General features: G+C 67.5%; 15 protein-coding genes. 11 read left to right on the top strand and 4 right to left on the bottom strand.

Going from position 1 to position 13,333, the window contains the following annotated elements; all coding sequences use genetic code 11:
* Nucleotides 1–197: contractile injection system protein, VgrG/Pvc8 family (locus HFGMBDPB_RS28165; protein ID WP_212646707.1), on the bottom strand; the 197-nt coding region annotated here is incomplete at its 3' end.
* 463 nt (nt 198–660) lie between these two features.
* Here HFGMBDPB_RS28165 and HFGMBDPB_RS28160 point away from each other — a divergent pair.
* From HFGMBDPB_RS28160 to HFGMBDPB_RS28115, 10 genes are all read left to right on the top strand, one after another.
* A complete protein-coding gene (locus tag HFGMBDPB_RS28160) occupies nt 661–1,392 on the top strand; it encodes a TorF family putative porin (protein ID WP_016448601.1) in 732 nt (243 codons plus the stop codon).
* A 23-nt stretch (nt 1,393–1,415) separates the two neighbouring features.
* On the top strand, nt 1,416–1,754 hold the full coding sequence (locus tag HFGMBDPB_RS28155; protein WP_012202241.1) for a P-II family nitrogen regulator: 339 nt from the start codon (nt 1,416–1,418) through the stop codon (nt 1,752–1,754).
* 31 nt (nt 1,755–1,785) lie between these two features.
* Nucleotides 1,786–3,159: an ammonium transporter gene (gene amt / locus HFGMBDPB_RS28150; protein ID WP_212646706.1), complete on the top strand. Its 1,374-nt coding sequence runs from the start codon at nt 1,786–1,788 to the stop codon at nt 3,157–3,159.
* A 197-nt stretch (nt 3,160–3,356) separates the two neighbouring features.
* Nucleotides 3,357–3,728 carry a type II toxin-antitoxin system RelE/ParE family toxin gene (locus tag HFGMBDPB_RS28145; protein ID WP_016448599.1) on the top strand — a complete coding sequence of 124 codons (372 nt, stop codon included), beginning with the start codon at nt 3,357–3,359 and terminating at the stop codon, nt 3,726–3,728.
* Nucleotides 3,721–4,032, top strand: coding sequence for a helix-turn-helix domain-containing protein (locus tag HFGMBDPB_RS28140; protein ID WP_016448598.1), 312 nt, complete (start codon nt 3,721–3,723; stop codon nt 4,030–4,032). Before HFGMBDPB_RS28145 ends, HFGMBDPB_RS28140 begins: the two co-directional genes overlap by 8 nt.
* Nucleotides 4,033–4,168: 136 nt before the next feature.
* Nucleotides 4,169–5,308 carry a glycolate oxidase subunit GlcE gene (glcE, locus tag HFGMBDPB_RS28135; RefSeq protein ID WP_212646705.1) on the top strand — a complete coding sequence of 380 codons (1,140 nt, stop codon included), beginning with the start codon at nt 4,169–4,171 and terminating at the stop codon, nt 5,306–5,308.
* A 25-nt stretch (nt 5,309–5,333) separates the two neighbouring features.
* Nucleotides 5,334–6,116 carry a YoaK family protein gene (locus HFGMBDPB_RS28130; protein ID WP_012202244.1) on the top strand — a complete coding sequence of 261 codons (783 nt, stop codon included), beginning with the start codon at nt 5,334–5,336 and terminating at the stop codon, nt 6,114–6,116.
* 61 nt (nt 6,117–6,177) lie between these two features.
* Nucleotides 6,178–7,428, top strand: a complete 1,251-nt coding sequence (glcF, locus tag HFGMBDPB_RS28125) for a glycolate oxidase subunit GlcF (protein WP_016448595.1) — start codon at nt 6,178–6,180, stop codon at nt 7,426–7,428.
* Nucleotides 7,429–7,512: 84 nt separating this feature from the next.
* Nucleotides 7,513–8,379 (top strand): ProQ/FinO family protein, encoded by an 867-nt coding sequence (locus HFGMBDPB_RS28120; RefSeq protein ID WP_016448594.1) that lies wholly within the window; start codon nt 7,513–7,515, stop codon nt 8,377–8,379.
* 308 nt (nt 8,380–8,687) lie between these two features.
* Nucleotides 8,688–9,206 (top strand): AmiS/UreI family transporter, encoded by a 519-nt coding sequence (locus HFGMBDPB_RS28115; protein ID WP_016448593.1) that lies wholly within the window; start codon nt 8,688–8,690, stop codon nt 9,204–9,206.
* Between the two features lie 27 nt (nt 9,207–9,233).
* Here HFGMBDPB_RS28115 and HFGMBDPB_RS28110 read toward each other — a convergent pair whose 3' ends face one another.
* Together HFGMBDPB_RS28110 and lplT are read right to left on the bottom strand one after the other, a co-directional pair.
* The gene (locus HFGMBDPB_RS28110; RefSeq protein ID WP_212646704.1) at nt 9,234–10,133 is read right to left on the bottom strand and encodes a DMT family transporter; all 900 of its coding nucleotides are present in this window, start codon (nt 10,131–10,133) and stop codon (nt 9,234–9,236) included.
* A 198-nt stretch (nt 10,134–10,331) separates the two neighbouring features.
* Nucleotides 10,332–11,633, bottom strand: a complete 1,302-nt coding sequence (gene lplT, locus HFGMBDPB_RS28105) for a lysophospholipid transporter LplT (RefSeq protein ID WP_016448591.1) — start codon at nt 11,631–11,633, stop codon at nt 10,332–10,334.
* A gap of 134 nt (nt 11,634–11,767) precedes the next feature.
* Here lplT and alr point away from each other — a divergent pair, with 134 nt between their 5' ends.
* Nucleotides 11,768–12,871, top strand: a complete 1,104-nt coding sequence (alr, locus tag HFGMBDPB_RS28100) for an alanine racemase (protein ID WP_016453625.1) — start codon at nt 11,768–11,770, stop codon at nt 12,869–12,871.
* On the opposite strand, the gene HFGMBDPB_RS28095 is transcribed toward alr, so the two are convergent.
* Nucleotides 12,872–13,312 (bottom strand): MarR family winged helix-turn-helix transcriptional regulator, encoded by a 441-nt coding sequence (locus HFGMBDPB_RS28095; RefSeq protein WP_016448589.1) that lies wholly within the window; start codon nt 13,310–13,312, stop codon nt 12,872–12,874.
* Nucleotides 13,313–13,333: the final 21 nt, after the last annotated feature.

Below are 13,333 nucleotides of genomic sequence, written 5' to 3'. Positions count from 1 at the left end.
AAGCGCCTGCCGCCGCCCTGGGTTTCAATTTCTATGGTGGCGTTTTTGCCCAATAGGGCCTTGGGATCGATGCTTTCGTTTTCGCTGAGCATTTCCACATCGAGGCTGAAGAGCTGGCTGATGTTTTCCTGGCCGCGCAATTCACGGAAATGCAGCTCATCGCCCAATGGCGTATGGATGGTGACTCGGCGTGTCATTGTATGAACCGCCCTGGGGGCGGCCTCCCGTCTCTTGGTGAGCGGGGATCATAGACAAGCCTATGGCTATAGAGCAATCAAATGCAGGGTCAGATACATCCTGTAAATGTAAGCAATTTCCCATCTTGGATACAGGCATGTATTTGAATGGCAGGCTATCCAACCAGGCATGTTCCAAAATCAGGTAATCCAGACTTGGCTGATCATGTGCTGTGGCAGGCGACCTGGGAATGTGCTGTACTGGGCATGAGAGCATTTGCACTTTTTTGGTGCATTTTTGGTGAGATGCCATGTGAGCGACCGCTATCACCGTAACGGTGCAGAACTTCTGCACAAAGCCGGTGCACGGGAGGATGCTGCGGTGCTGCATTGGTGGGCCGGAAGGCGCCCCACCCAGCAGAAAAGACTGGCACGGTCCGTGCTTAACCCGGTTGTCACGAAATTTTTCAAACCGGAGGATCCCATGTCCCGTGCCAGCCTCAAGTCGCTCGCCATCGCCTGTGTCGCCATCGCTCCGCTCTGGGCCCACGCCCAGCTCACGGCCAATGTGTCCCTGACGACGAACTACAAGTTCCGCGGACAGGACCAGGACACGGGACGCAACAAGGCCGTCAAGCCTGCCCTGCAAGGCGGCTTCGACTACACCTTCGGCGACAGCGGCTGGTACATCGGCAACTGGAACTCCAGCGTGGACTGGCTGCCGGGCAACTCCCTGGAAACCGACTTCTACGGTGGCTACAAGTTCAAGGCCGGCGAGGTGGACCTGGACTTCGGTGCCCTGCAATACCTGTACTCGGGCAACTCCAGCGGCAACACCACCGAGCTGTATGGCGCGGCCACGTACGGCCCGTTCACGGCCAAGTATTCGCACACCGTATCCAAGGACTACTTCGGCTGGGCGGGCGAGAAAGCCGGCTCGGGCCTGTCGGGCCGCAATACCGGCTACCTGTGGCTGGGCTTCAGCAAGGAAGTCATGCCCAAGGTGACCGTGAAGGCCTCGCTGGGCTTCACGCGCTTTGCCAGCGACATCAAGGGCCTGGGCGTGCCCAACTATATGGACTACAGCGTGGGCGGTGCCTACGATTTCGGCGACGGCGTGTCGCTGGGCGCGGCCGTCACGGGTGCGAACAAGAAGTCTTACTTTGGTGACGTCAACAAGGCCCGCCTGATCGTGACGCTGACCAAGACCCTGTAACCGGACCTGAGGAGCTAAGCATCATGAAACTGGTGACCGCCATCATCAAGCCCTTCAAGCTGGACGAGGTGCGCGAGGCGCTCTCCGACATCGGCGTGCAGGGCATCACCGTGACCGAAGTCAAGGGCTTCGGCCGCCAAAAGGGCCATACCGAGCTGTACCGCGGCGCGGAATACGTGGTCGATTTCCTGCCCAAGCTGCGCCTGGAGGCCGCCGTGCCCGACGCACTGGTGGACCAGGTGATCGATGCCATCGAGGCCGCTGCGCGCACCGGCAAGATCGGTGACGGCAAGATCTTCGTGCTGCCCATCGAGCAGGCCGTCCGCATCCGTACCGGCGAGACCGGCGACAGCGCACTGTGAGTTTCAACCCCACGTTTCCCGAAAGACTGCCATGACCAAACGACTTCTTTCCATGGGCCTGGGGCTGGGCCTGCTGGCCGCAGGCGCCGCTGCCCTGGCACAGGAGCCCGCCGCCGCTGCAGCCGTTGCCGATGCGGCCGCTGCGGCAGCCCCCGCCGCCGCGGCCGCAGCCGAGGCGCCGGCCCCCGCACTCAGCGCCGGTGACACGGCCTGGATGCTGACCTCGACCATGCTGGTGATCCTGATGGTGATCCCGGGCCTGGCACTGTTCTACGGCGGCCTGGTGCGCACCAAGAACATGCTGTCCGTGCTGTGCCAGGTGTTCGTGATCTTCTCGCTGATCACGCTGCTGTGGGCCGTCTACGGCTACTCGCTGACCTTTGCGGGCGAAGGCAACTTCTTCGGCGGCTTTGGCAAGATCTTCCTCAAGGGCATTGCGCCCGACACGCTGGCCGGCGCACTGCCGACCATTCCCGAGTACGTGTTCGTGGCCTTCCAGTCCACGTTCGCCGCCATCACCGTGGCCCTGATCGTCGGCGCCTTCGCCGAGCGCATCAAGTTCTCTGCCGTGATCCTGTTCTCGGTGCTGTGGTTCACCTTCAGCTACATCCCCATGGCCCACATGGTCTGGGGTGGCGGCCTGCTGGGCAAGGACGGCGCGCTGGACTTCGCAGGCGGCACCGTGGTGCACATCAACGCCGGTATCGCCGGACTGGTGGGCTCCTACATGCTGGGCAAGCGCATCGGCTTCGGCCGTGAGGCCCTGCCTCCGCACAGCCTGACGCTGACCATGGTCGGTGCCTCGCTGCTGTGGGTGGGCTGGTTCGGCTTCAACGCCGGCTCGGCAGGTGCTGCCAACGGCATCGCCGGCCTGGCCTTCATCAACACCATCGTCGCCACGGGCGCCGCCACCATCTCCTGGCTGGCCGCTGAAGCCCTGCACAAGGGCAAGGCCTCGATGCTGGGTGCTGCCTCGGGCGCCGTGGGCGGCCTGGTGGTCATCACCCCGGCGGCCGGCCTCGTGGGCCCCATGGGCGCCATCGTCATGGGCCTGATCGCCGGTCCCGTCTGCCTGTGGGGTGTGTCCGGCCTCAAGAAGCTGCTCAAGGTCGATGACGTCTGCGACGTGTTCGGCGTGCACGGTGTGGGCGGCATCCTGGGTGCCATCCTGACCGGCGTGTTCTGCGCCTCCAGCCTGGGCGGCATCGAGCCCGCAGACTTCAACATGGGCCATCAAGTGTGGGTGCAGGTCAAGAGCGTGCTGCTGACCATCGTCTGGTCTGGCGTGGTGGCTGGCATCTCCTACAAGATCTGCGACCTGGTCGTCGGCCTGCGCGTCAGCGAAGAGTCCGAGCGCCAGGGCCTGGACATCACCACGCACGGCGAGGTGGCGTACTACCGCTGATCGGTTTCCAGGGAGTTCATTGCGGATTGGCCTCGGTGCTTGCACCGGGGCCTTTTTTCATTGCCGCGCCGCAAACGCCCTTCAGCGGCTGAGGAAATCAGGAGGTCTGCCGCACGCCAACCGCCTTATGGTGAGCTCCGTTATAAGACGGATCTTTGGCCTATATGCCATTGACGGAATATATTCTGGAGGGAATAATGACCCAGCCCTGGGAAGTGGAGTACACCGACGAGCTTGGCGATTGGTGGGCTGATCTGACGCAGGCCGAGCAGGAGTCCATCGACGCATCGGTGCGTCTTCTGGAGGCAAGAGGGCCGAATCTCGGATATCCCCATACGTCCGGCATCGAGCGTTCAAGGCACCCGCACATGCGCGAGCTTCGCGTGCAGCACGAAGGCCGGCCCTATCGGCTGCTGTACGCATTCGATCCGCGCCGCTGTGCCATCTTGCTGATCGGCGGCGACAAGACGGGCGATGGCCGCTGGTATGAGGTGCATGTACCCATCGCCGACCGCTTGTACGACACGCACATCGAGACCCTGAAAAGAGAAGGACAGATCCATGGCTAGGAAATTCAACGAACTGCGCGCCGGCATGTCGCCCGAGGCACAGTCCCGTGCTGCGGCACGGGCCGAGGCCATGCTTGTGGAAATGCAGTTGCAGGAGCTGCGCAAGGCCCGCAACGTGACCCAGGTCGAAGTGGCCAGGGCCATGAGCGTGGAGCAGGCTGCCGTCTCCAAGCTGGAGCGCCGCGAGGACATGTACGTGAGCACGCTGCGCGAGTACGTCAAGGCCCTGGGCGGCGAGCTGAAGCTGGTGGCCTCCTTTCCCGACGCCGACATCCAGGTCCATCCTTTCGAGCCGGCACGATGAAGGCCGCAGGCGGCTGATTCGACTTGCGCCTTTGCCTTTTCGTCCCTGCTGTTTTGCGCCGCCCGCAGAACTTCAAGCGCGCCGTTCAAAAAATTCACGGGTCCGCACCGAGGCGCAAAAGGGCCCAGCCGCTACGATGCAGGCCATGGATTCAGCCCAAAGCCAACTCATCCAGATCGCCGAGCGCGTGCGCGCCGCGGCGGCCGACGCCACGCCGCTGCGCATACGCGGCGGCGGCACCAAGGATTTCCACGGACTGGCCCTGCAGGGCGAACTGCTGGACACGCGGGCGCTGGCCGGCGTGGTCAGCTATGAGCCCAGCGAGCTGGTCGTGACCGTACGCGCCGGCACGCCGCTGGCCGAGGTCGAGGCCCTGCTGGCCGCACAGGGCCAGTGCCTGGCTTTCGAGCCTCCGCATTTCGAGGGAGCGGATGGCCGCGCCACCGTGGGCGGCATGGTGGCCTCCGGCTTGTCGGGCCCCTCACGCGCCAGCGTGGGCGCCGTGCGCGACTTCATGCTGGGGCTGGAGATGATCAACGGCCAGGGCGAGCTGCTGCGCTATGGCGGCCAAGTCATGAAGAACGTGGCGGGCTACGACGTCTCGCGGCTGATGGCGGGCTCCTGGGGCACGCTGGGCCTGATCACCGAGGTCAGCCTCAAGGTGCTGCCCGTGGCGCCTGCCGAGGCCACGCTGCGCTTCGAATGCACGCAGCAGCAGGCGCTGGACTGGCTCAATGCCTGGGGCGGACAGCCGCTGCCGCTCAATGCCAGCTGCTGGCTGCAGGAAGACAGCGCGGCCCAGGGCGTGCTGTACCTGCGCCTGCGCGGTGCGCGTGCCGCCGTGCAGGCGGCCTGCGGGCGCCTGGGGGGCGAGCGCATGCACAGCGCTGCGGCCGACTGGCAGGCCTGCCGGGAGCACCAGCTGCCCTGGTTCACCGCACGCGCACCGGGCCATGCGCTGTGGCGCCTGTCCGTGCCGCAGACGGCTCCGGCCCTGGCGCTGCCTGACGGCTGCACGGGGCCCCTGGTCGAATGGCACGGCGCACTGCGCTGGGTACAGGCGCCGCGTGCGCTGGGCCATGCGCTTCGCGCGCTGGCAAAAGCAGCGGACGGATCGGCCACCTTGTTTCGCTCCGAGGCAACGGGGCAGCCCGGCGCCGAGCCCGATTTCGACGCCCAGGCGGCCGATGCCACGGCCGCGCTGCATGCACGGCTCAAGCAGGCCTTCGATCCTGCGGGCATCTTCAACCGCGGCCGGCTGGCCGCCGCCTGGTAGGCCGGGCCAACGCCTGGCTCCGCCCATGCGCATGCGCCACCACCTGCACCTGCTCACGGACCGGCACCGCACGGTGGCCAGCAACCGCACGCTGGGCCTGCTGCTGGCCTTCAACGCGGGTGCGGTGAATGCGGGCGGCTTTTTGCTGGTGCACTCCTATACCTCGCACATGACGGGCTTTGTCTCGCTGCTGGCCGACAACCTCGTGCTGGGCAATACGGCGCTGGTGCTCAGTGCCTGCGGCGCGCTGCTGGCCTTTCTGTGCGGCGCGGCCGCGACGTCGCTGCTGGTCAACTGGGCGCGCCACCACCGGCTGCGCAGCAGCTATGCGCTGCCGCTGCTGCTGGAAGCCGCGCTGATGCTGCTCTTCGGCGTGCTGGGCGCGGCCATGCTGGCCTGGCCCACGCCGTTCGCCGTGCCGCTGGCCGTGCTGCTGCTGTCCTTCATCATGGGATTGCAGAACGCCACGGTGACCAAGATGTCGTCCTCGCAGATCCGCACCACGCACATGACGGGCGTGATCACCGACCTGGGCATGGAGCTGGGCCGAGCCCTCTACTGGAACCGCCATGGCAGCCCGCCCGAGCACCGGGTCCACGCCAACCATGTGCGGCTGCGGCTGTTCGCAGGGCTGCTGTCCATGTTCCTGCTGGGCGGCATTGCGGGCGCGCTGGGTTTCAGGCACCTGGGCTTCGTCTTCGTCGTGCCGCTGGCCGTGGTGCTGTGCCTGCTGTCCCTGCCGCCGCTGTGGGCCGACCGTGCGCGGTTGCCCCTGCTGCTGGGCCGGCGGGCCGCGCCTCGTGCATGACCGCCGTGTCCGGCTGCCGTGCCTGACCGTTCCCCGATACCCGTACAACAAGAGCCCCACCATGCAGACCCAACTCGCACCCCAGTACCGCGCCACGCCCGAGGGCCAGGAGGCCGAAGCCATTTTGCGCAAGTGCGTGCACTGCGGCTTTTGCACGGCCACCTGCCCGACCTACCAATTGCTGGGCGACGAGCTGGACGGGCCGCGTGGCCGCATCTACCTGATCAAGCAGGTGCTGGAGGGCGGGACGCCCACGCGCGCCACCCAGCAGCACCTGGACCGCTGCCTGACCTGCCGCAACTGCGAAAGCACCTGCCCCAGCGGCGTGCAGTACGGCCACCTGGTGGACATAGGCCGCAAGATCGTCGAGGAGCAGGTGCCGCGCCCCTTCGGCGAGCGCGCCAGGCGCTGGGCGCTCAAGGAGGGACTGAACTCGCCGCTGTTCGCCCCGGCCCTGAAGCTGGGACAGGCCGTGCGCGGCCTGCTGCCCGAAGTCCTGGCCGAGAAAGTGCCCCAGCCGCAGGACGCGGGCCGCTGGCCCGTGCGCGAGCATGCGCGCAAGGTGCTGCTGCTGGCCGGCTGCGTGCAGCCCGCGATGATGCCGCGCATCAACTACGCCACGGCGCGCGTGCTGGATGCGGCCGGCATACAGACCGTGATCGCTCCCAACGCCGGCTGCTGCGGTGCCGTGAAATTCCACCTCAACGACCAGGAAGGCGGCAAGGCGCAGATGCGCGCCAACATCGACGCCTGGTGGCCCCAGGTGGACAGCGGCGCGGTGGAGGCCATTGTCATGAATGCCTCGGGCTGCGGCGTCACCGTCAAGGAATACGGCCACCTGCTCAAGGACGATGCGCAGTACGCGGACAAGGCAGCCCGCATCAGCGCCCTCACGCGCGACCTGAGCGAGCTGCTGCCTGAGCTCCTGCCCGAGCTGGCCGAGCGCCTGCAGGGCAGGGTGCGCGCACCGGCCGCGCCCATGGCCTACCACCCGCCCTGCACGCTGCAGCACGGGCAAAAGCTGCGCGGCGGCGTGGAAACCCATCTGGCCAGGCTGGGCTTCGAGCTGCGCGTGGCGCGCACCGAGTCGCACCTGTGCTGCGGCTCGGCGGGAACCTACTCGGTGCTGCAGCCCGAACTCTCGCACCAGCTGCGCGACCGCAAGATCGGCGCACTGACCGAAGGCTTCGATGCCCGGCGGCCTGCAGCCATCCTCTCGGCCAACATGGGCTGCATCGTCCACCTGCAAAACGGAACGGACGTGCCGGTGCGCCACTGGATCGAGGTGCTGGACGAGGCCCTGCCGGCCTGATGCCACCCGGGCAACACCCGCGCATCTGTGCCGCATGCGCGACGCCGTGGGGACTATGCCCGCGCAAGCCTTTGCAATGCTGGCATGATGCGGGGTTTCGTTTTCTCCAAGCCCATGTGCTCCGCCATGACTGAATCCGTGTCTGAACCGCAAGAACAGAACGCCGCGCTGCCGGCGGACGCCGCTGCCGGCACCGTGCCGCAGGCTGCCGCCAGCGCCGATGGCCAGGGCCGCAAGCGCTCGCGCCGCGGCGGACGTGGCCGCAACAAGGGCAAGGCCTCCGAGCCCGTCGCCGACGCCGCAACCGGCGCGGCCGGCAGTGCCGAGGCTCCCGCATCCAGGCCTGTGCGCACCCAGCACCCGCTGCTGGCGCAACTGGCCCAATGGCATCCGAACCTGTTCGGCGAGCAGCCCCTGCCGCTCAAGCGCGGCATCTTCGAGGACCTGCTGGCCGCCCATCCCGAAGCCATCGACCGCGACCAGCTCAAGCTGGCCCTGTCCCAGCACACACGTTCCAGCCGCTACCTCACCGTGGTGGCCAGCGGCCAGGCGCGCCATGACCTGCAGGGCCAATCGGTCGAGCCCATGGCGCCCGAGCATGTGCACCATGCGCTGATCGAGGTCTTTCGCCGCCGCCAGCACCGCTCGCCCGAGGACCTGGCGCCCAAGCTGCGCAACCGCATCATCGCCGCCTACGAGGCCTCGGGCCTGTCCCGCGACGACTATGCGGCGCGCGTGCAGGGCCGTGACGAGGCCACCAACGCCCTGGTGGCCGAGGCCCTGGCCGAAGCCGATGCGCGTTCTGCACGAGACGAAGCTCTGCTGCGCGCCTTCGAGGCCAGCGGCCAGACCACCGAAGCCGGCTTTGCCGACATGTACGGCATGAACCCGCGCCAGGTGGCGCAGCAGTTGGAACGCGCCCGCCGTCGCCTGCAGACGCAGGCGGCCTGAGGTACCAAGGACCGGCGCCAAGGACCGACGCCAAGGACCGGCAGCACCGCCTGCCGGCACACTCCACCGCCGCGTGCCCGGCAAGGGCCGCGCCGGTGCACCTGCCCTGGATCACAGGCGGCATCTCTGCAGCGGACCCTTCCGCCAGCACGCAGATGCCCACCAGGGGCGGGCCCGGGGATGAACTGTTTCACGGACGCCGCTGCACCCGGCCACGGGGCGGCGGCGCCTTGCCGTGCGCGCTCGTTCCCGTGGGCTGAACACGCGCGCAAGGCACTTCAAAGCAAAAAAGCAAAAGGAGACTTGCGATGTGGCTGGGTTTGTCGTTGTTCTACGTGGGCGCCGTGCTGTGCCTGAACGGCCTGTGGATGCTGGGGCGCATAGCTGACCGGGAGATCTGGGTCATCAACGTGTTCGCGGGCCTGGTCTCGCTGATCATCGGCCTGGCCTCGGCCTTCGGGCCCGAGCCTGATGCGGCCTCTGTCAAGACCGGCGCGCTCACCCTGCTGTTCGCCTTCACCTACCTGTGGGTTGCCATCAACCGCTTCACGGGGGCCGATGGCCGGGGCCTGGGCTGGTTCAGCCTCTTCGTGGCGATCACGGCCGTGCCGGTGGCCATCGATTCGCTGATCGGCGCCCGCACTGCCATCGACTGGTGGATGGCCGCCAACTGGGCGGCCTGGGCCGTGCTGTGGGCCATGTTCTTCATGCTGCTGGCCCTGGGCCGCAACATCGGCCGCATGACGGGCACGCTGTGCATTGCGCAGGGCGTGCTCACAGGCTGGCTGCCGGGCTACCTGCTGCTGGCCGGGCAGCTCACGGGCTGATTGCGCAGCGTTGGTGCGGGCAGGGCGTCAAGCCCCACGCCGTCGTGCATGCGCCAGCGCAGACAGCAGCGCGGCCGCGATGATGCAGGCGCCGCCGAGCAGCGTGCGAGGCGTCAGCACCTCGCCTGCAATCAGCACCGAGGAGACGCTGGCGAACACCACTTCGGCCAGCATGACCACGGCCGTCACGCCGGCCGGCAGGCGCGCGGCGCCGAACTGCAGCGCCCAGTTGCCCAGCATCAGCAGCATGGCCAGGCCGGCGGCGATCAGCATCCAGCCGGCCTGCGGAGCCGGCAGCGGCGGCACCAGGCCCACGCTGCTGCCTGCAAAGGCGCTGAACAGGCCCATCGCCATGCAGCCGCTGAACATGGCCAGCATGCGCGCCTGCGCCGGCACGGCCTGCAGGCGGCGCAGCAGCACATTGGTCAGCGCGAAGGTGAAGCCGCCGAACAGTGCCAGGCCGTCGGCCAGCGACAGGCCGCGCAGCAGCCCGGGCGAGCCGCCGCTGAATGTGCCCTCGGGCACCAGCACCAGCGCCACCCCGCCGAAGGCCAGCAGCAGCCGCGTCAGCGCAGCGGGCGTGGGCCGCTCGCCCAGGAGCCTCCAGGCCAACAGCACCGACCATGCGGGCATCAGATAGAACAGCAGCACCACGCGCACCACGTCGCCAATGGTCACGGCCCAGTTGAAGGCGATGTTGTTGCTGCCCGCGCATGCGCTCAGCAGGATCAGGGCCGGGTACTGCAGCGCCTGGCGCAGGCTGGCCGGGCGCAGCGCCACCAGCCCCGCCAGCACCAGGGCATACATCAGCGCCGTGGCCCACAGCGGATGCAGGCCAGCCTCGTGCATGGCGCGGAACGGCCACCAGGCCAGGCCCCAGACCAGGGTGTTGAACAGCAGGGCGAGAACGGGCAGCGGGCTATGCATAAAACCACGAAAAAGTGCCCGGTCAGGCAAAGCCCGCACCGAACACAATACGAGAAGACCATTTAGACCAGGCCTATCAATCGATAGCGCCCTATGGAACTGGCGAGGCCCAAAGCGAGAGACACCAAGCCAGGGCCGCCCCGCCGCGAGGGTGTCGTCCCCCCTGGGGGAAGGCGCGAAGCGCCTCAGGGGGTAGTCTCAATGACAATCCTTGCGGGCAATCGCCAGCAGGCGCTCGACTTCCTCGGGATGCTGGCGCAGGTTGTTCCTGTGCCAGCGTCCGATCAGCCACATGATGCCGGCCACCACCAGGCCGAACACCGTGATGGCACCAAAGGCCGACAGCCCGAACTTGGTGGACAGCGCATAGAAGGCGCCCAGCGCCAGGATGCAGGCCTGCTCGTTGAAGTTCTGCACGGCAATCGAGCGGCCCGCGCCCATGAGGTTGTGGCCGCGGTGCTGCAGCAGCGCATTCATGGGCACGACCAGGAAGCCGCCCAGGCCGCCCAGCAGGATCAGGAAGGGAATGGCCACCCACACGCTGTGGATGAAGATCATGGCGATCACCAGCAGGCCCATGGTGATGCCCAGCGGAATGACGCGCGTGGCGTTGTCCAGCCGCATGCGCATGGATGCGAGGATGGCGCCTGCCGCCGTGCCGATGGCCACCACGCCCACCAGGGCCGATGCCTGGGAGGTGCCGTAGCCCAGGGCCGCCGCGCCCCAGGCCAGCACGATGTAGCGCAGATTGCCCGACACGCCCCAGAACAGCGTGGTCGTGGACAGCGAGATCTGGCCCAGCTTGTCCCCCCACAGCCGCTGGCTGCAGGTCCAGAAGTCGGGCAGCAGGGCCAGGGTGTTGGCCAGCAGGCTCTTGCTGGGGTCCTGGCGCAGCGGGCGCAGGATGGTGTCGGTCAGCGGAATGCGCAGGTTGAACCAGGCGGCCAGCGCATAGACGCCGACCAGCACGGCAATCGCCGCTTCGGCCGCAGTGTCCACGCCCGTGTCCAGCAGCGGCAGGTCGAAGTCCAGCAGATGGGTCGAGATGCCCGGGCTCAGCAACTGCCCGCCCACGAGCACGCCCAGGATGATGGAGGTGATGGTCAGCCCCTCGATCCAGCCATTGGCCTTGACCAGCTGGGAGGCGGGCAGCAGCTCGGTGAGGATGCCGTACTTGGCGGGCGAGTAGGCCGCTGCGCCCAGGCCGACCACGGCGTAGGCGATCAGCGGATGGTTGCCGAACAGCATCATCAGGCAGCCCACGATCTTGATCGCATTGCTGATGAACATCACCCGCCCCTTGGGCAGGGCGTCGGCAAAGGCGCCGACGAAGGGGGCCAGGATCACGTAGAACAGCGCGAACATGGGCACCAGGGCGGCGCGCTGCCACTCGGGGGCGCCATTGGTGCGCAGCAGTTCCACGGCGGTCACGAACAGGGCGTTGTCTGCCAGCGAGCTGAAGAACTGCGCTGACATGATGGTGTAGAAACCGCGCTTCATGGATAGGCAGATGGGGTCAGCCGCAGGGCTGCTGACCGGTTAAATAAGGGCCCCGTGGCAAGTGACTGGCGGTTATATCACGCGGCCTTTGGCCGGCAGTGCCAGAATCCCAAGCTTCTGACTGAGTGAAAACCATGCCGCGTCCCATTCTTGCCACCATCCATTCCGCCGCGCTTCGCCACAATCTGGAGCGGGTGCGGCAAGCGGTCCCCGATGCCAAATTGTGGGCCGTGGTCAAAGCCAACGCCTATGGCCACGGTATCGAAAACGTGTTCGAGGCCCTGCGCGGCGCCGACGGCTTCGCCATGCTGGACCTGGCCGAGGCCGAGCGCGTGCGCCAGCTGGGCTGGCGCGGCCCCATACTGCTGCTGGAGGGCGTGTTCGAGCCGCGCGACCTGGAGCTTTGCTCGCGCCTGTCCATCTGGCATGCCGTGCATTGCGACGCCCAGATCGACTGGCTGGCCGCGCACAAGACGCAGAACGGCCACCGCGTCTTCCTCAAGATGAACTCCGGCATGAACCGCCTGGGCTTCACGCCCGAGCGCTTTCGCGCGGCCTGGGCCCGGCTCAATGCCTTGCCCCAGGTGGAGGAAATCTCGTTCATGACCCACTTCAGCGATGCCGACGCAGGCGCTGGCCAGTCGGGCATCTCCGCGCAGCTGCAGCGCTTTCACGACGCCACGTGCGACCTGCCCGGCGAGCGCAGCGTGGGCAACAGTGCCGCCACGCTGCGCCATGGCGACGATGCCCAGGTGCGCTGCGACTGGGTGCGGCCCGGCATCGTGCTGTACGGCAGCTCGCCCGACTATCCGCAGCACACGGCGGCCCATTGGGGCCTGCAGCCCACGCAGACCCTGAGCTCGCGCATCATCGGCGTGCAGCAGCTGGCTGCGGGGCAGAGCGTGGGCTATGGATCGCGCTTCACGGCCGAAGGTCCCGTGCGCCTGGGCACCGTGGCCTGCGGCTATGCCGACGGCTATCCGCGCCACTGCGGCACCGGCACGCCCGTGCTGGTCGACGGCGTGCGCACCCGCACCCTGGGCCGCGTGAGCATGGACATGCTGGCCGTTGACCTGACGCCCGTGCCCGATGCCGGCATGGGCAGCGAAGTCACGCTGTGGGGCCGCGCCGGCAACGGCGCCGTGCTGCCCATCGACGAGGTGGCCGAGGCGGCCGGCACGCTGGGCTATGAACTCATGTGCGCCGTCGCGCCGCGCGTGAACAAGGCCGTCGATTGATCAGGGCGCGGCCTGGACGCTGTCCCTGGCCCGTTCCAGCAGCGCCATCATCTGCTGTTGCGCGGCAGGCTCCCAATCCTTGAGCAGCCGCGCCGCCAGCGCCTGGCGCGACTGGCGCAGCCGGTCGAACAGGGCTTGGCCCTGGGGGCTGAGGCTCAGGCAGCGCACGCGGCGGTCGCGGGCGTCCGGTTCGCGGTCCAGCCATCCCTGCTCCTGCAGCTGCGCCAGCATGCGCGCGAGCTGGGCCTTGTCCATGTGGCTGTGGTCGACCAGATCCCTTTGCGTGCGGCCCGGGTGCCGGCCCACGTACATCAGCACGCGCACCTCGTTGGGCGTCAGCCCGGGCTCCATGGACTCCATGTCCTCGCGCATGCGCGAGCGGAACAGGTGCAGCAGCTCGTGCATGGCCTCGAAGATATCGGCGGGCAGGGAGGCATTCATGGCAGGGTCTTGTGGAAATAT

It is taken from the genome of Delftia sp. PE138, assembly GCF_018320755.1.
Classification (GTDB): Bacteria; Pseudomonadota; Gammaproteobacteria; order Burkholderiales; family Burkholderiaceae_C; genus Comamonas; species Comamonas tsuruhatensis.
The sequence above is the reverse complement of the archived record's forward strand: the minus strand, read 5'-3'. Positions and strand labels throughout refer to the sequence as shown.